Here is a 16,149-nt window from a genome sequence, read left to right as displayed (position 1 = left end):
AGCATCTCTCGGGTACCGCCTCTGGGCGAATGCTCCGGTCAGCCGGTCCGGTCGGCCGTCGTGCGTTCTAGGAACGGCAGGACGAGCGCGGCGAGTTCCTCTGCGGTCGTGTAAGTGCCGTCGTGCGGGCCTTCGGGGACGACGGCGAGTTCGCCGTGCGGCAGCAGGTCCACGATCTCCTCGACCCAGCGCTGCGGCGCGACCGCTTCGGCGGCGCCGCGCGTGACGAGCGTGGGCGCGGCGACCTCGGGCAGGCGGCGCTCGATGCGGTCGTCAAGAGCGATCCCGAAGGTGCGCCAGGCGCGGCGGGCCCCGGCGTCCACCAGGTCGCGCAGGACGATCGGGAGCTGGCTCGGGTCCTCGCTCGGGATCCCGCGGAGCCACCGCAGGGCCTGGCGGGTCTTCGTCCGCGCCCGCGGGTCCATGGTGGGGCCCACGAGGATGAGGCTCTGCACGAGTTCAGGGTGGCGCACGGCGAGGGCGGAGGCGACCTGCGCGCCGAAGGAGTTGCCGAGGACGGCGGCCGGCGCGGTCCCGGTGGCGGTCAGCCACTCGGCGAGGCGGTCGGCGAGCGCGGGCACGCCGAGGGCCGGTTTCGGGTCGTCGCTGAGGCCGAACCCGGGCATGTCGACCACGCGGACCGGGTGCTCGCCGGCGAGTTCGGCCGCGAGGGGCATCAGATAGCGGTGGGAGACGGCGAGACCGTGGACGAGGAGGACCGGGACGCGCCCGGGCGGGTCGACGCGGGTCGCGCGGTGGTGGAGGCGCAGCCCGTCGAGGCGGGTCCAGCGGCTCTCGAAGTGCTCGTCGGGTTCGGGCGAGGCGGTCGCGAGCGTGTACCGCTCGCGCATGCGCTTGCGATTCCAATTGGTCATGGCGCCTCGTGGAACGTCGGTTCGGGACTGCGGTGCCACGACGATACCGCAGGTCGGGGCGGTGCGGGTTTGCGTGGCGGTCTTCGCGGGCACCTTCAGTGCAGATCGCGGAACGCGGGCGCCGTCCGCTCGCGCGAGGTGGGCGAGGCCGGCGCTGGAATCGAAGCGCCGTTCGCCCGCGCGAGGGGAGCTGGAATGGGACTGCTGTTCAGGGCCGTGGTGGTGTCGGTGGGCATGGCCGTCGCCCGCGAGGTCGTCAGGTACGTGCTCGACCGGCACTTCGAGACCAAGGACGCCGACACCGATCGGGGCAGGTCCGATGCGAAGCGGCGGGGCGGCCGGGCCCGGAAGTGAGGCCCCGGCCGCCTGCGCCGGTCAGGCGGTGCGGCAGGTCAGACGTTGCAGCAGGTCAGTCGGTTCCGCATGTCAGAACTTGCCGACCAGGCGTTGCGGCGAGTCAGGCGGTGCCGCACGTCAGGACTTGCCGACCGCTGAGAGGATCGCCGAGGCGAGTTCGGCCGGTTTGGTGAACTGGGGCCAGTGGCCGGTCGGCAGGTCGATGTAGCTCACGTCCTTGATGGCCGCGATCTCCTTCACGAACGGCGCGCCCCCTTCGAGCCAGGCGAGGATCATCGCGCTGGGGAACTCGCAGCAGATGATCGTGATCGGCACGTCGTAGCGGCGCTCGTCGCCGAGGACCTGCTTGTCGAAGGCGACGCCCTTCGGGGTCGGGATCGACGCGGCGCGGAAGGCCTCGCGGATCTCGTCGGTGAGGTCCACGAGGTCTTCGTCCTCGAAGACGTTCCAATCCGGCAGCGGGATCTCGCCGTCCACGACCGGCAGCTCGTCGTTGATGACCCCTCCGGGGCCGAGCGGCGCGGAGTCCACATAGATCACGCGTGCGATCTTGTCGGGACGGGCGTCGGCCACCGCGTGGGCGACCGCGCCGCCGCCCGAGTGGCCGGCGAGCACCACCGGGCCGTCGATCGCGTCGACGGCGGCGACCACGGCGTCGACGTGGTCGCGCAGCGTGATGCCGGTGCGGTCGGCGTCGCGGGACTCCATGCCGGGGAGGGTGAGCGCGTGGGCGCGGTGCCCGGCCTTCTCGAGGGCGGGCGTGATCTCGCTCCACGAGGAGGCGTCGAGCCAGAAGCCGGGGATGAGGATGATGTCCATCGCCCGACCCTAACCGGAGGGTGTGACAACCCGGGCCGGTTCGGCCCTAGGGTTCGGCGCCGACGACCGGGACCGGTTCGCCGGAGGTGTCGCCGTCGTGGATCGACCGGATCTTCCAGCGGGTCCGCTCGCCGGGAGGCCCCGACGGGATCAGGAGGTGCCAGCGGCTGCGGTGCAGGTTGCCGGTGAGGAATCCACCCGCGGCTTCGGGGCCGAACAGCTTCTCGCTCGGGTAGGGGTCGGTCGTGGTCCGGGACCAGCGGCGCACGTGCTCGGCGGTCTCCCGGTCGGCGACCACGGCGTCGATCCAGGAGCCGAACGCGGCGTGGAGGCGGGCGGCCTGCGGCCCGGGCAGGTCGGCGTCGATGAGCACCCACGCCGGCTCGAACTGCTCATGGCCGACGTTGAGCGGGGTCAGGAACGACCGGGCGGTGATCCCGTACTCGGCGAAGCGATCGTAGGCCTCGCGGTAGGCGCTCGCGCGGGTGCGGAGGTCCCAGAAGAGGACGGCGGCCGAGGCCGCGACCAGGACCGCCGAGAGCGTCCCGAACAGCGGGCCGCGGGTCTCGGCGGAGAGGGAAGTGAAACTCGAATCGGGGATCACGGCGCACACCGCGCAGACCACCGCGAAGGCGAACAGCAGCACAGGGCCCTGCCAGCGCGGGCTGCGCAGGGCGACGCGGGCGGTGAAGTCGTCGAGGTCGGCGACGGCGGGGGCCGTCTTCGGCGCGAGCGCGGGGGCGCCTTCGGCGGCGTCCCAGTGGCGCTGCGGGGAGCCGAGCCGGGAGGCGGGCGGATCGTCCATGGCGCCATCCTAGATCCGGTCGCCAAGGCGGGGCCGGTGCGCGTTCAGCCGGAGCGGAGCGTCAGGACGGTGATGTCGGCTTCGGCGCCCACCCGGATCGGCGGGCCGTTCGTGCCGGCGCCGTTGGTGACGTAGACCTGCGCGTCCCCGTGGCGTTCGAGGCCGGTGAGCTGGCCGCTGCGCAGGCGCGACAGGTAGTGCACCGGCCACATCTGGCCGCCGTGGGTGTGGCCGGAGAGCTGGAGGTCGAGGCCGTAGTCGATGGCCCGGTCGATGGCGTTGGGCTGGTGGGCCATCAGGATCACGGCCCGGTCGGGGTCGCGGTCGCCGAGGGCCGCTTCGAAGTCGGGGCCGGTCTCGTCCTTGAGGCCGCGCTGGTCGACGATGAGGTCGTTGACGCCGGCGAGGTCGAAGCCGGGCAGTTCGACGCGCGTGTTCGGGAGGCCGGTCATGCCGAGTTCCTCCACGCGGTCGTACCAGGCGTCGGCGCCGACGTAGTGCTCGGCGTTCCCGGCCACGAAGAAGGCGCCGTCGCGCGATTGGAGCCGGGCGAGGGGGTCGGTGGCGTCGCGGATCTGGTCGGCCTCGTTGCTGGCGAGGTCGCCGACGAACGCGATGAGGTCGGCCTGAGTCCGGTTGATCTGGTCGACCACGCGTTCGCAGTAGCCGCGCCCGCGCATGGCCGAGAAGTGGGTGTCGCCGACGACGGCGATGCGGTAGCCGTCGAAGCGCCGGTCCAGGCGCGCGAGGGGCACGGTCACGGTTTTGAGCGGCGGGGTGCGGTGGCCCTCGTAGAGGCCGTGGCCGACGGTGGCGAGGGCGGCCGACGTGGCGCCGAGGCCGATCGCGCGGGAGACGAGGAGGCGTCGAGTGTGTCCGGTTGACTGTGGATCGTCCTCAGTGGCGGTGTCGGGCTCGGGCGTCTCGAGTGGAGGGCCCGGGTACTTCAGGTTCTTCTTGCGGCGCAGGAGGAGCCAGCGCAGGGGTTCGGTCGCCACCAGCAGGCCGAACAGGTACATGAAGACGCCGAACCAGATCCATCCGGGCCAGCCGACCGCCGCCTGGAAGGCCAACGGCGCACCGGACGGGGCGAAGGACCGCGCGAGCAGGCCGAGGATCGCCAACGTGCCCAGTGCGATCGCACCCATCCAGCGCCAGCGCGAGCCGGGCTTCGTCGTGTCCTTGCACAGCCGCCACCACACGTAGCCGTGCAGCGCGGCGAATCCCACGGTCACCACCAGCAGGCGGACTATGAACCAGGCGGTCGACATCCCCTACCGCCCGGCCAGGGCGCCGCCGTTGGACTGGATGATCTGGGCCGTCACGTGGCCCGCTTCGCGCGAGGCGAGCCATCCGGCGAGCGAGGCGATGTCCTCGGGATTGCCGGGGCGCTTGTTGTCGGCTTGACCGGCGAGGGTCGCACGGCGCTGCTCGGTCATGGTGTCGCCGAAGAACTCGGTGTCCTCGACGTAGCCGGGGGCGATGACGTTGGCGGTGACGCCGCGCGCGCCGAGTTCGCCGGAGAGGTCGATCGCGTACGGGTGCAGTGCGGCCTTGGAGGCGGCGTAGCTGCCGGTGCCGGAGCCGCGGTAGGCGGCGATGGAGCTGAACAGGAGGATGCGACCGTGGTCGTTGAGGAGCGGTTTGAGTCCTTCGACGAGGTGCACGGTGGTCATGACGTTGAGGCGCAGGTTGGCGTTCCAGGCCCATGAGGCGCGTTCGAGGTCGGTGAGGTCCGCGGGGGCGTTCCGGGCGGTGTTGCCGCCGGCGGCCGCGGCGATGACGTCGACGGTGCCGAAGCGGTCGGCGGTGAAGCGGGCGACATGTGCGGCGCCTTCGACGGTCTCAAGGTCGGCGGGCACGAAGGCGGCGCCGATGGTCGCGGCGGCTTCGGCGAGGACGTGTTCTCGGCGGCCGACGAGGACGACTTGGTCGCCGTCGGCGGCGAAGCGCTTGGCGAGGGCGAGACCGATGCCGGTGCCGCCGCCGCTGACCACTGCCGTGCGTGCCATGTGTCGCTCCCTAGGTCGGTGGGGCCGGGTGCCGTCGAATGCGTGTGCGAGGCGGGGCCGCCGGGTGGTCCGGGTGTGTAGGTGCCGTTGCGCGGCAGGGGACTGCGTCGCGGCGGCCGTGCGCGGCTGCACCGCGCCGATGCTAGCGCGGCCATGGCACGCGAACCACTCGGCCAAGCCGGACGCGCACCCCGCACCCCGCACCCCGCACCGACGATTACTCGCCTTCACTCACGCTTTCCGGTGAACAACCGCCGCTCAGCGGCTTTTCGACCCGATTCCTGTCGGTGGCCCGAGCAACGCTTGCGCCAGACTTCCTTCCCCTCTCGGGAGGGTGGGGGTTAGGGATGGCAAACCCCCGGCCTCCTCCGCGAATTGTCGTAACCTCTTGTCGCACCCCCGAGGCACTTTTGAATCGGGGGGACCAGTCCCCCGACACACCCGACCCCGGGGGCCGGGGCCCCTCCGGCTCGCCTCCAATTGTCGTACCCTCCTGTCACTTTTGAAACGGGGGGACCTGCGGTCCGACACGCCCGACCGCGGGGCGCGCATCCGCGCCTTTCCCCCGCCTCCACTTCTCCGTCCCATCGCCGCCCATCGCATCGCCCGCGCTTGCGTCTCCCCCGGATACGCTCGGGGCATGAGCGACCTCCCCGACCCGTTGACCGTCGCCGCCGCACAGCCCGAACTGCGTCCCGGCGACCTCGCCCGCAACGCCGCCGCCCACGCCGCGGCGATCCGCGCGGCCGGGGCGCGGCTCGTCGTCTTCCCCGAGCTGTCGCTCACCTCCTACGCCCTCTCGGCCCCGCCCGTCCCACTCGACGACCCCGCATTGGCGGTCATCACCTTGGCCTGCGCCGAGACCGGCTCGGTCGCGCTGGCCGGCGCGCCGATCCGGGACGCCGACGGGACCGAGCACATCGCGATGATCCGGTTCGACGCCTCCACCACCACGGTGGTCTACCGCAAGATCCATCCCGACGAGGACGAAGCCCGCCGCTTCGCCGCCGCGTCCTCGCCGACCGTCATGACGCTCGACGGCTGGCGGCTCGGCCTCGCGATCTGCCGCGACACCATGATGTTCGAGCACGCGGCGGACACCGCCGAACACGCGCGCGCATCGGGCCTGGGCGGCATCGACGCGTACGTGGCCGGCTCGCTCTTCACGCCTACAGGTCTTCCCAAGCGCGACAAGCGGATGCCGCAGCTCGCGACCGGGTACGGCATGTGGGTGGTCCAGAGCTGCTTCGCGGGCCCGGGAAGCGACTACCCCAAGACCGTGGGCGCCTCGGCCGTGTGGGCGCCGGACGGTTCGGTCGCGGCTCGGGCCGACGACCGGCCCGGACGCATCGTCAAGGCCGAGTTGCGGTTTTAGCCCTCGGCAGCCTTCGCCTGAGCGTCCATGATGGTCTCGGCGTTACCGCGGATCCAGTCGAACATGCCCGACAGGTGGTCGGCGGTGCCCTCGCCGAGTTCGGTGAGGCCGTACGTCACCTGCGGCGGCACCGTCGGCTCGACCCGGCGCCACACGAGGCCGTCGGCGACGAGGTTGCGGAGGGTCTGCGAGAGCATCTTCTCGCTGACGCCCTCGATGCGCTCGCGCAGTTCGAAGAACCGGAGTTCCTTCTCGCGCAAGCCGATCAGGACCCAGATGCCCCAGCGGCTGGTGATGTGGTCGAGCACCTGCACGGCCGGGCACTTGGCGTGAAACGTCTCACTGCCGCCGGTCGAGCCGGGCCAGGGCACCTGATTTCCTACGAGCACGACATGAGCTTACTTCGAGGTGCGTTCTTCCGGAACCGCGACGAGGCTCCTAGCTTTGGCCTCACCAGCGACACCGTGCATCACCGAGTCAAGGAGAGACCGAACATGATCGTCGTAACCGGAGCCACCGGCAACGTCGGCCGCCCGCTCGTGGAGGCCCTGCTCGCCGCGGGGGAGCCCGTCACCGCCGTTTCGCGCGGCGCGGCCGAGCTGCCCGAAGGGGCCGTCCACGTCCGCGCCGACCTCGCCGAGCCCGCGACCTTGAAGGCCGCCTTCGAAGGGGCCGACCGGCTGTTCCTGCTCACCCGTGACCAAGGCCTGGATCTCGCCCCGGTCCTGGAGGTCGCCGCGGCCGCCGGGATCGTCCGGGTGGTCCTGCTGTCGAGCCAGCGCGCCGTCACCCGCGACGACCGCTCGCAGCAGGCGCTCGAAGCGGCCGTCACCGAATCGGGTCTGGAGTGGACGATCCTGCGTCCGAGCGGCTTCCATTCGAACGCGTTCCTTTGGGCCGAGCCGGTTCGCACCGCGCGGGCCATCGCGGCCCCGTTCGGCGACGTGGGCCTGCCGTTCATCGACCCCGCCGACATCGCGGCGGTGGCCGCCAAGGCCCTCACCGAAGACGGCCACGCCGGGCGGCGCTACACGCTCACCGGCCCCGCGCCGGTGAGCCCGCGCGAGCAGGCCGCGGCGATCGGCGCGGCCATCGGCGAACCCGTCGCGTTCGAGGAGCTGACCCGCGACGAGGCGTTCGCGCGGTTCACGCGGTTCTGGCCCGCCGAGGTCGTCGAGGGGGCGTTGGAGACCCTCGGCAACCCGACCGAGGCGGAGCGGGAGGTCGGCGGCGAGGTCGAACGCCTCCTCGGGCGGCCTCCGGTCGCCTTCGCGACCTGGGCCGAGCGCAACGCCGCCGCGTTCCGCTGAAAGGAGTGCGAGAATCGGGGGTCCGCCCACCGACCGAGGAGTGATCCGGCCATGACATCCGCACCCGCCGACGGCGAGGTCACCGTGACCGAGCGGGTGCGCCCGCGCGACCTGGTCCTGTTCGCCGTCGCGATCACGCTCCTGGTCGCCACGCCCTGGATGCTCTTGAGCGCCGGGTCGGACCCGGTGTCGTACCGGGACTCCCAGGGCACCGACACCGAGATGCCCGCGTGGCTCGGGCTGCTCGTCCTGGTGGTCCCGTTCCTGGCGTGGCCGGCCATGAAGGCCTACCACCTGTTCCGGGCGCCCGCCGCGGCGATCGTCGGGCCCGGCGGCATCCGGCTCTACACCGAGGGCCTGGGCGGGTTCTACATGCGGCTCGAAGAGCCCATTGTGGACCTGCCGTGGGACGAGGTCGAGCGGGTGGTCCTGTGGCGGCTGCAACGGAAGTGGCTGGGATTCATCCCGGCGGGGCAGTCGCAGGTGGGCGTGGAGAAGACCACGGACTGGTACGGAGTGACGCAGCGGGAGCCGAGCGAGAAGCAGCGGCGGAGCGCCGAGGCCAGGCCGGACGGTTCGCCGGTCCGCTTGGGGGCCATGCTCAACTCCCGCAGCGTCCGCCTCGGCCCGCACGGCGCGAGAGCGATCGCCGAGGCGGCGGCGCGGTTCGCGCCGCGGGTCGAGGTCGTGGACGAACGGGTCCACGGCGAGTCCCCTGTCATCGTGCCGCAGAAGCGGGACCGCAAGCGCTACTGAACTCGCCTGCGGTCGGCGATAGTCTCGCCGAATGGGCACCTGGGAATGGGACGCGACGCTGTTCGCCGGAAGCGCCGACCACTACGCGGCGGGGCGGATGCCGTACCCGGCCGCCCTCGGCGAGGCGATCGGCGCCGAACTCGGCCTCGACGGGACCGGGCGGCTCCTCGACGTGGGCTGCGGTCCCGGATCGCTGACGCTGCTGCTCGCGCCGAGGTTCGCGGCGACCGTGGGCGTCGACGCCGATCCCGACATGGTCGCGGCGGCGAGGCGAAACGCCGAGGCGGCCGGGATCGGCGGCATCACCTGGCGGCACTTGCGGGCAGAGGCACTCCCCGCCGGACTGGGACTGTTCCGGGCGGCCGTGTTCGCCCAGTCCTTCCACTGGATGGACCAGGACCTGGTGGCTCGGCGCGTCCGCGACATGCTCGAACCCGGAGGCGCATGGGTCCACGTCGGCGCGACCACGCACCGGGGCGAAGCGGGCGGCGAGGCGCTGCCGCGGCCCGCTCCGCCGTGGGACCGCATCGAGGCGCTGGTTGCGCGGTACCTCGGGCCGGTCCGCCGGGCCGGACAGGGGCGGTTGCCGAACGGGACGCGCGGCGGCGAGGAGGCGGTCATGCGGCGCGCCGGCTACACCGGTCCGGTGCGAATCCGCGTCGGCGGCGGCGAGGTCGTGGAACGGGACGAGAACGCGATCGTCGCGGCGGTGTTCTCGCTGTCGAGCGCGGCGCCGCACCTGTTCGGGGACGAGCGCGGCGCATTCGAGGCGGACCTGCGGCGGCTGCTGCGTGAGGCCTCCCCCGACGGCCGCTTCAGCGAGCGGCGGCACGCGACCGAAGCGGTCATCTGGAGGCGCTGACCGGCGCACGTCGAGCGATCCCGAAGCGAATTCTTACTGAGACTTGTTGCGGTGCAATGGGTCCCGAGTTTCATGAAATGCCGTTTCATCGACGGCGGCCGTTTCGGCCGTGATACTGGCCCTCATGACGACAGACAGGAAACACCGCATCAGGACCGCCCTCGACGCACTGTTCGGCGAAGGCGACACCGACGCCATCGCGCCGCTGCTCAAGGAGGACTTCGTCGACCGCGGACCGGGCGTCGTCGCGTCGAGCCGGGACGAGTGGATCGAGGCGGTCCGCCGGATCCCCTCGGCCGACATGAAGATCGAGATCCGGCTCCTGCTCGAAGACGGCGACCACGTGTCCATGCTCTCGCGCCGCTGGCTGCCGTGGGAGGGCCGCTGGATCGCCGTGGCCGACGTCTGGCGCTTCGAAGGCGACCTGATCGCCGAGCACGTGGAGGTCTTCCAGCCGATCCCCGAAGCGGCCCCCGCGCCCGAGCCCCATAGCCTCATGCCGTGACGACGGTGGGCGGGCTGCTGCGCGAATGGCGGCAGCGGCGGCGGATGAGCCAGTTCGAGCTGGCGCTCGCGGCCGAAGTCTCGGCCAGGCACGTGAGCCTGGTCGAGACCGGCAAGTCGCGTCCGAGCGCCGCCATGGTGCTGCGGCTCGCCGAGACGCTCGATGTGCCGCTGCGCGAACGCAACCGGCTGCTGCTCGCCGCGGGACACGCGCCCGAGTACCCCGAGCGCCCGCTCACCGGGCCCGACCTCGGGGCGGCTCGAGGGGCCCTGGAGGCCGTGCTGCGCGCGCACGAGCCTTACCCGGCGGTGGTGATCGACGGGCGGTGGAACATCGTGATGACCAACCGCTCGCTCCGGCCGTTCCTCGCAGGGATCGCCCCGGAACTGCTGGAACCGCCGGTCAACCTGGTGCGGCTGGGCCTGCACCCGGAGGGCCTGGCGTCCAGGATCGTCAACCTCGGTCAAGTCCGCGCGGTGCTCAGAGGCCGACTGTCGCGGCAGTTGGAACGCACCCGTGACCCCGATGTCGCCGCGCTGTACGAGGAGTTCTTGAGGCCGGGCCTCGGCGAGGACGACGCGACGGTCTCAGTCGAATCCGAGATCACGACCCCGATGATCATCCGCCACAACGGATTCGACCTGCGACTGTTCTCGACCATCACCACGTTCGGGACGCCGCGGGACATCACGCTAGAGGGCATCGCGGTCGAGATGTACTACCCGGCGGACGAACAGTCCGCAGCCGTCCTCCGCGACCCGACTCTCACGGCGGAGGATTGAGCGGCTCGACACGTGCAATCGCGACACCGAGGCGGTCCACCCGACCCGCCGAGATTCCCCAGGGTTTCGCGGCGGACGGCGAAGGCGCTGCGGGGCGGGGTGCTGCACGGACGCGACTCGGAGCCGGCTTGATAGCGTTTGCGAGATGAGTGAACCGCTGCCCGCCGACTTTCCCCTGCGCCTGCCCGAGATGCCGCTCCACGACCCGTTCGTGGTCGCCGACCCCGAGTCGGGGCTGTACCACCTCTACACGGCGAACCAGGGCTTCACCGCCGAGGCGACCGGCCCGGTCTCGGCCGCCGGGGTCGGCACCATGGTCTACCGCTCGCCGAACCTGCGCGACTGGGCCGAACCGGTCCCGGTCTTCCTCGTCGACGAGCAGGACGGGCCGTGGGCGGTCCACGGCGCCTGGGCTCCCGAAGTCCACCGCTGGAACGGCCGCTGGTACCTGTTCACCACGCTGCACGACACGGACTCTCCACTGCCCGTGCCGAAACCGGGCGCGTACGGCACGCCGTTCCCGGTCGCGAACTACCGGCGGTCCACAGTCGTCGCCGTCGCCGACTCGCTGACCGGCCCGTTCCGGATGCTCAGGCCCGAAGCGCCGATCCTGCCGCCCGAGCTGATGACCCTCGACGGGACCCTGTTCACCGACGACGAAAGCCGCCCGTGGATGGTCTACGCCAACGAGTGGCTCCAGCGCATCGACGGGACCATCGAGGCGTTCCCGCTGACCGACGCGCTCGACGCGGTCGCGGGCGAGGCGGTCCTGCTGTTCAAGGGCTCGGACGCGCCGTGGCTCACGCGAGAGATCCCCGCCGGTGTGCCGCACCAGATCCCGCCGTATGTCACCGACGGGCCCCAGCTCCACCGCGCGCCCAGTGGAGCCCTGATCTGCCTGTGGTCGACGTATGAGAAGAATCGGCTGACCGAGGGCGGGATCGACGGCGACTACGTGCAGACCTGGGCGGTCTCGCGCTCCGGAAGGCTCGAAGGCCCTTGGGAGCAGCGGGAACCGCTCGTGCGAGGCGACTCGGGGCACGGGATGCTGTTCACCTCGTTCGACGGGGAGCTGCTGCTCGTCCTGCACCGCCCCTTCACCGGAGCGCGCGGCAAGCTCTACGAGATGGCTTGGGACGGTGACGATCTGCGGGTCGTCCGCCAGCGCACCGACCTCGACGGGGACTGAAACCGGCGCCCGGGTTCGGTAGTGTTCGCGCATGAGCACCTTGCGCCCCTTCCTCGCCGTCGCGGCACTCGCGGCACTGTTGTTGGCCGCCTGCACGACCGGCGAGACCGCGGACACCGAACCGCCGACCGAAGCCGAGGAGAGTGAAGCCGCGACCGAAGAGGCCGCCGAGGTCTTCATCCGTACGATCGACTCGCTCGAAGGGCCGTCCGAGCCGTACAGCACGCAGCGGCCCGAATCGGCGATCGTGCAGGAGAACTTCTTCGCCTACGAGCTGGAGTGGCTGACCTGGGGCCCGGAGACGGCCGTCGCCACGGGGCGGGTCAACGGGATGTGGTGCTGGGACGCCTGCGAGAAGGGGTTCGAGGCGATCGTCGTGCTCTGCGACGTGATCGACGATCACTTCTCGCGGTTCAGCGTGTTCGGGGACTTCACCGCGGACTATCCGGAGACGACGTTCGAGTCGCCGCTGTACATCGACGGTTTCCATCCGTACAGCGAGGAGAACTGGTACGGCTGCGAGGAGCCCGAGCCGACCATGCTGGCCTGAGTCGACGGCGGCGCGGGCGTAGGCGGGGCGTTGACGATGCCGAGCAGGTCGCCGAATGACGGGCCACGCGGGCGTAGGTGAGGCGGTTGCGTCCGTGCCGTTGTGTTATCGGTAAAACTCGGTTAGTCTACTCGCGCAACTATCCATCGATATGCGCACATACTTCAATCGCCGAGAGAGCCCGGCACTGCTCTCGGCGTCCGGCCGAGGCCCCGGCAGGGGCCGGAGGAGACCACCGATGCGAACCGAGACCACCCTCAGACCTCCCGACCGCACCGCCCGGCGGCGCCGGCTGCGCGCGGCGCTCGCCGTCCTCGCCGCGGCGGTGACGACCGCCGCGACGTTCATGCTCGTCACCGCGAACGCCCAGGCCGCCATCGCGACCGGCACCTGGTACACCGTCGCCAACCGGGGCTCGGGCCTCGTGCTCGGCGTCGAGGGCGGCGCCGCCGCCGGCGGCACGCAACTCGTCCAGCAGTCCCCCACCGGGGCCGCGAGCCAGCAGTTCCGCTTCGTCGACGCCGGAAGCGGGTACTACAAGATCCAGGCGCGGCACTCGAACCTCGTGCTCGACGTGTGGGAGTGGAACGCCGACAACGGCGCGACCATCGCCCAGTACACCGACCTCGGCGGCACCAACCAGCAGTGGCGGGCGAACGAGGCCGACGGCCACTACACCTTCACGAACCGCTTCTCGGACAAGAACCTCGAAGTCTGGGAGCACGCCACGACACCGGGTGCGCGGATCTCGCAGTACGAGCCGACCGGGGCCGCGAACCAGCAGTGGGCGCTCGAACCCGCGGACGCCGGGCCGACCGACACACCGACCACCGGCGAACCCTCGCAAGGGGACTGCGACTCGCCGCCGAGCCCGCCCGGCAACCTGAGCGGCAACCTCTCCACGCACGACCCGGCCCTGTGGGCCGGCTGCGCGGGCGAGCCCTGGTACGTATTCGCCACAGGCGACGGCAGGGTCGGCGACGGCACCATCCCGATCCGCCGCTCCACCAACGGCGGCCAGTCCTGGCAGAGCATCGGCACGATCTGGAACTCCAAGCCCTCGTGGGTCACGCAGCAGATCAGCGGCGTCGACAACCTCTGGGCGCCCGACATCCACTTCGACGCGGGCCAGGGCCTGTACTACCTGTACTACTCGGCCTCCACGTTCGGTTCGCAGCGCTCGGCGATCGGCCTGGCGACGAACACGACGCTGGACCCCTCGGCCCCGGGCTACAACTGGGTCGACCAGGGCGCGGTGATCCAGTCCTATGTGGGCGGCGCCTTCAACGCGATCGACCCGAACATCGTCGTGGACGAGAGCGGCCGGCACTGGATGGTCTTCGGCTCCTGGTGGCAGGGCATCCACATCGTCGAACTCGACTGGCCCTCAGGCAAGCCCGCGTCCGGCGCGACCCCGATCCGCCTGGCCACCAAGGGCGGCGGCATCGAGGGGCCGTCGATGACGCGCCACGACGGCTACTACTACCTGTTCACCTCCATCGGCACCTGCTGCGCGGGGGCGAACTCGACGTACCAGATCACCGTGGGCCGCTCGACCTCGCCGACCGGACCGTTCGTGGACGCCGACGGCGTCGACATGCGCAACGGCGGCGGCACGGTCGTCCTCGGCGCCTACGGCAACAACGTCGCCTCCGGCGGGCAGTCGATCCACAGGGGATTCATCTCGTACCACGCGTACGGGAGGAACGGCGGCTTCACGCTCGACATCGAGCAGATCGAATGGAACTCGGCGGGGTGGCCACTCCTTGACGGCAGTGAAGGACCGGAGATACAGCCTCGACGGCAGTTAAGGACCGGAAATTCGGCCTCGGCGGCCGCTGGAGACCGGACGTACGGCTCAGCGGCAGTCGAGTCCCCGCCTCGGACTGCGGCTCTTCGGAGCCGCGATCAGGGGCGCACCCCCACCGGTGCGCCCCGCTCCTCCCTCACAACGGTAATCACTCCTTTTGGAGCGCAACATGTTCGGAAGAACGATCAAGCGCGGGCATCTGCTCGTCGCATTCACGCTCATCGCCGCCTTGACAGCCCTGGGCCTGTCGGTCTCCGCCGACAGGCCCGCGCACGCGGCCGTCCCCACCGACACCTGGGTCACCGTCACGAGCGCGCACTCGGGCCTCGTGCTCGACGTCCGGGACGCCTCGACCTCCCCCGGGGCGATCCTGACCCAGTACACCGCGAACCAGGAGCACCAGCAGCAGTTCCGCTTCCTCGACGCGGGCGGCGGCTACTTCAAGATCCAGGCCCGGCACTCGAATCTCGTCTTGGAGGTCTTCGAGTGGAACGCCGACGACGGCGCGACCATCGCCCAGTGGACCGACCTGGGCGGCACGAACCAGCAGTGGTCGGCCACCGAGCACTCGGACGGCACCTACAGCTTCATCAACCGCTTCTCGGGCAAGGCCCTCGACCTGTGGGACTGGTCCACCTCCGCGGGCAGCCGCATCTCCCAGTACACCTACAACGGCCTGGCCGTGCAGAAGTGGCGGCTCGCCGAGGTGCCCTCGGGCTCGCAGAACTCGGTGTCGAACCCGCTGCGCTCCAACGGGGCCGACCCGTGGATCGAGTACTGGGACGGCTACTACTACATGTCCACGACCACCTGGGAGTCCACGGTCATCATGCGCCGCTCGGCCACTTTGGAGGGTCTGAAGACCGCCTCTGACACGGTGGTGTGGGACGACGCGGGCACGCCGAACCGCTGTTGCAGCCACTGGGCGCCGGAGTTCCATCGCATCGACGGCACCTGGTACCTGATGTACACCTCGGGGAACTCGCAGACGAACCTCGACGGACAGAAGCTCCACGTGCTCCGCTCGACCGGCTCGACCCCGATGGGGCCGTACGAGTTCATGGGCACGCCGCTGCCGAACCAGTGGAACATCGACGGGTCCTATCTGGAGGTCGGCGGCCAGCTGTACCTGCTGTGGTCGGAGTGGGACGGGCCCGACCAGACGGTCCGGATCGCGGCCATGTCGAACCCGTGGACGGTGACCGGCTCGCACAACACCATCTCCCGGCCCACCCACGACTGGGAGACCGTCGGCGCGCGCGTCAACGAGGCCCCGGCGATCCTCCAGCACGGCGGGCGCACGTTCATGACCTTCTCCGCCTCCTCCTGCAACACCCCGGACTACAAGCTGGGGCTGCTGGAACTCACGGGCTCGAACCCGCTCTCGGCCTCGTCGTGGACCAAGACGCCGACTCCGGTGTTCCAGCAGGGCAACGGGGTCTACGGCACGGCCCACAACGGGTTCTTCACCTCGCCGGACGGCACCGAGGAATGGCTCGTGTACCACGGGAACACCTCGCCGAGCCAGGGCTGCGGCTCGACCCGCCAGACGCGGGTCCAGCCGATCACCTGGAACGCGGACGGCACGCCGAACTTCGGCACGCCGCTGGCGAGCGGCGTCGCGATCCCGGCGCCCTCAGGAGAGTGACCGCCGCATAAGTGACAGTCGATTGGACGCGGTCTCCTTGCATTGCAGGGGGACCGCGTTCATTTGGGGCTGGCGGCGTCGTGGGCTTCGCGGTTGGCGAGCACTTCGTCCATGTGCCCTTCGGCCCAGACTTTGAGGCCCCGCATCAGATCGCGCAGGGACAGACCGAGCGCCGTCAGCTCGTAGGAGACCGTCACCGGCACTGTGGGCGTCACGGTGCGGGTGAGGAGCCCGTCGCGTTCCAGGGAGCGCAGCGTCTGCGTGAGCATCTTCTGGCTCACGCCCGCGAGCTGCCGCGACAGCTCCGAGAAGCGCATCGCCCTCGGCTCGCCGGGGCGCTCGGCGTCGGCCCCGCCGCCGAGCGCGCACAGGATCAGCGCCACCCACTTGTCGGAGATCCGATCGAGCAGCTTGCGGCTCGGGCAGACGTCCAGGAACGCGTCGTACTCGGTCTTCGCCTCGGCCCGCTTCTCGGCCGCCGTCCTCGTCGCCAT

General features: G+C 70.9%; 17 protein-coding genes and 1 pseudogene. 11 read left to right on the top strand and 7 right to left on the bottom strand.

Going from position 1 to position 16,149, the window contains the following annotated elements:
• Positions 1 to 38 precede the first annotated feature (38 nt).
• Positions 39 to 875, bottom strand: a complete 837-nt coding sequence (locus tag IF12_RS0104090; protein ID WP_081913134.1) for an alpha/beta fold hydrolase — start codon at positions 873 to 875, stop codon at positions 39 to 41.
• Between the two features lie 195 nt (positions 876 to 1,070).
• Between IF12_RS0104090 and IF12_RS25460 the strand changes: the two genes are divergently transcribed.
• The gene (locus tag IF12_RS25460; RefSeq protein WP_156036804.1) at positions 1,071 to 1,229 is read left to right on the top strand and encodes a hypothetical protein; all 159 of its coding nucleotides are present in this window, start codon (positions 1,071 to 1,073) and stop codon (positions 1,227 to 1,229) included.
• A 120-nt stretch (positions 1,230 to 1,349) separates the two neighbouring features.
• On the opposite strand, the gene IF12_RS0104080 is transcribed toward IF12_RS25460, so the two are convergent.
• From IF12_RS0104080 to IF12_RS0104065, 4 genes are read right to left on the bottom strand one after another with little or no spacing between them, the layout of a single operon-like run.
• Positions 1,350 to 2,051, bottom strand: coding sequence for an alpha/beta fold hydrolase (locus tag IF12_RS0104080; RefSeq protein ID WP_030154853.1), 702 nt, complete (start codon positions 2,049 to 2,051; stop codon positions 1,350 to 1,352).
• Positions 2,052 to 2,097: 46 nt separating this feature from the next.
• Positions 2,098 to 2,856: a hypothetical protein gene (locus tag IF12_RS0104075; protein WP_030154851.1), complete on the bottom strand. Its 759-nt coding sequence runs from the start codon at positions 2,854 to 2,856 to the stop codon at positions 2,098 to 2,100.
• Between the two features lie 44 nt (positions 2,857 to 2,900).
• Positions 2,901 to 4,127 carry a metallophosphoesterase gene (locus IF12_RS0104070; RefSeq protein ID WP_030154848.1) on the bottom strand — a complete coding sequence of 409 codons (1,227 nt, stop codon included), beginning with the start codon at positions 4,125 to 4,127 and terminating at the stop codon, positions 2,901 to 2,903.
• Positions 4,128 to 4,130: 3 nt separating this feature from the next.
• On the bottom strand, positions 4,131 to 4,868 hold the full coding sequence (locus tag IF12_RS0104065) for an SDR family NAD(P)-dependent oxidoreductase (RefSeq protein WP_030154847.1): 738 nt from the start codon (positions 4,866 to 4,868) through the stop codon (positions 4,131 to 4,133).
• 640 nt (positions 4,869 to 5,508) lie between these two features.
• Here IF12_RS0104065 and IF12_RS0104060 point away from each other — a divergent pair.
• Positions 5,509 to 6,243 (top strand): carbon-nitrogen hydrolase family protein, encoded by a 735-nt coding sequence (locus IF12_RS0104060; RefSeq protein WP_030154845.1) that lies wholly within the window; start codon positions 5,509 to 5,511, stop codon positions 6,241 to 6,243.
• Here the strand turns inward: IF12_RS0104060 and IF12_RS22635 are convergent.
• Complete coding sequence (locus IF12_RS22635) at positions 6,240 to 6,632, bottom strand: helix-turn-helix domain-containing protein (protein WP_231492322.1); 393 nt, start codon at positions 6,630 to 6,632, stop codon at positions 6,240 to 6,242. The two genes, IF12_RS0104060 and IF12_RS22635, sit on opposite strands and share 4 nt — an antisense overlap.
• Before the next feature lie 105 nt (positions 6,633 to 6,737).
• Here IF12_RS22635 and IF12_RS0104050 point away from each other — a divergent pair, with 105 nt between their 5' ends.
• From IF12_RS0104050 to IF12_RS0103985, 9 genes and pseudogenes are all read left to right on the top strand, one after another.
• Positions 6,738 to 7,553 carry an SDR family oxidoreductase gene (locus tag IF12_RS0104050; protein WP_030154840.1) on the top strand — a complete coding sequence of 272 codons (816 nt, stop codon included), beginning with the start codon at positions 6,738 to 6,740 and terminating at the stop codon, positions 7,551 to 7,553.
• A gap of 51 nt (positions 7,554 to 7,604) precedes the next feature.
• Entirely contained in the window at positions 7,605 to 8,309 is a 705-nt protein-coding gene (locus IF12_RS0104045) for a hypothetical protein (RefSeq protein WP_030154837.1), read from the top strand.
• Between the two features lie 31 nt (positions 8,310 to 8,340).
• Positions 8,341 to 9,171: a class I SAM-dependent methyltransferase gene (locus IF12_RS0104040; protein ID WP_030154835.1), complete on the top strand. Its 831-nt coding sequence runs from the start codon at positions 8,341 to 8,343 to the stop codon at positions 9,169 to 9,171.
• A gap of 124 nt (positions 9,172 to 9,295) precedes the next feature.
• Positions 9,296 to 9,676, top strand: coding sequence for a nuclear transport factor 2 family protein (locus IF12_RS0104035; RefSeq protein WP_035748349.1), 381 nt, complete (start codon positions 9,296 to 9,298; stop codon positions 9,674 to 9,676).
• The gene (locus tag IF12_RS0104030) at positions 9,673 to 10,458 is read left to right on the top strand and encodes a helix-turn-helix domain-containing protein (protein ID WP_030154831.1); all 786 of its coding nucleotides are present in this window, start codon (positions 9,673 to 9,675) and stop codon (positions 10,456 to 10,458) included. Before IF12_RS0104035 ends, IF12_RS0104030 begins: the two co-directional genes overlap by 4 nt.
• Before the next feature lie 145 nt (positions 10,459 to 10,603).
• Positions 10,604 to 11,647, top strand: coding sequence for a glycoside hydrolase family 43 protein (locus IF12_RS0104025; RefSeq protein WP_030154829.1), 1,044 nt, complete (start codon positions 10,604 to 10,606; stop codon positions 11,645 to 11,647).
• Positions 11,648 to 11,678: 31 nt separating this feature from the next.
• Positions 11,679 to 12,197: a hypothetical protein gene (locus IF12_RS0104020; RefSeq protein WP_030154826.1), complete on the top strand. Its 519-nt coding sequence runs from the start codon at positions 11,679 to 11,681 to the stop codon at positions 12,195 to 12,197.
• Positions 12,198 to 12,348: 151 nt separating this feature from the next.
• Positions 12,349 to 13,899, top strand: a pseudogene (locus IF12_RS27130) (RICIN domain-containing protein); the annotation flags it as partial.
• Positions 13,900 to 14,176: 277 nt separating this feature from the next.
• Positions 14,177 to 15,655, top strand: a complete 1,479-nt coding sequence (locus IF12_RS0103985; RefSeq protein ID WP_030154820.1) for a family 43 glycosylhydrolase — start codon at positions 14,177 to 14,179, stop codon at positions 15,653 to 15,655.
• Between the two features lie 59 nt (positions 15,656 to 15,714).
• On the opposite strand, the gene IF12_RS0103980 is transcribed toward IF12_RS0103985, so the two are convergent.
• Positions 15,715 to 16,149 (bottom strand): helix-turn-helix domain-containing protein, encoded by a 435-nt coding sequence (locus IF12_RS0103980; protein WP_030154812.1) that lies wholly within the window; start codon positions 16,147 to 16,149, stop codon positions 15,715 to 15,717.

Source organism: Glycomyces sp. NRRL B-16210 (genome assembly GCF_000719515.1).
Taxonomy (GTDB): domain Bacteria; phylum Actinomycetota; class Actinomycetes; order Mycobacteriales; family Micromonosporaceae; genus Glycomyces.
Note: the sequence above shows the minus strand (reverse complement) of the source record. Positions and strands in the feature narration are given on the sequence as shown.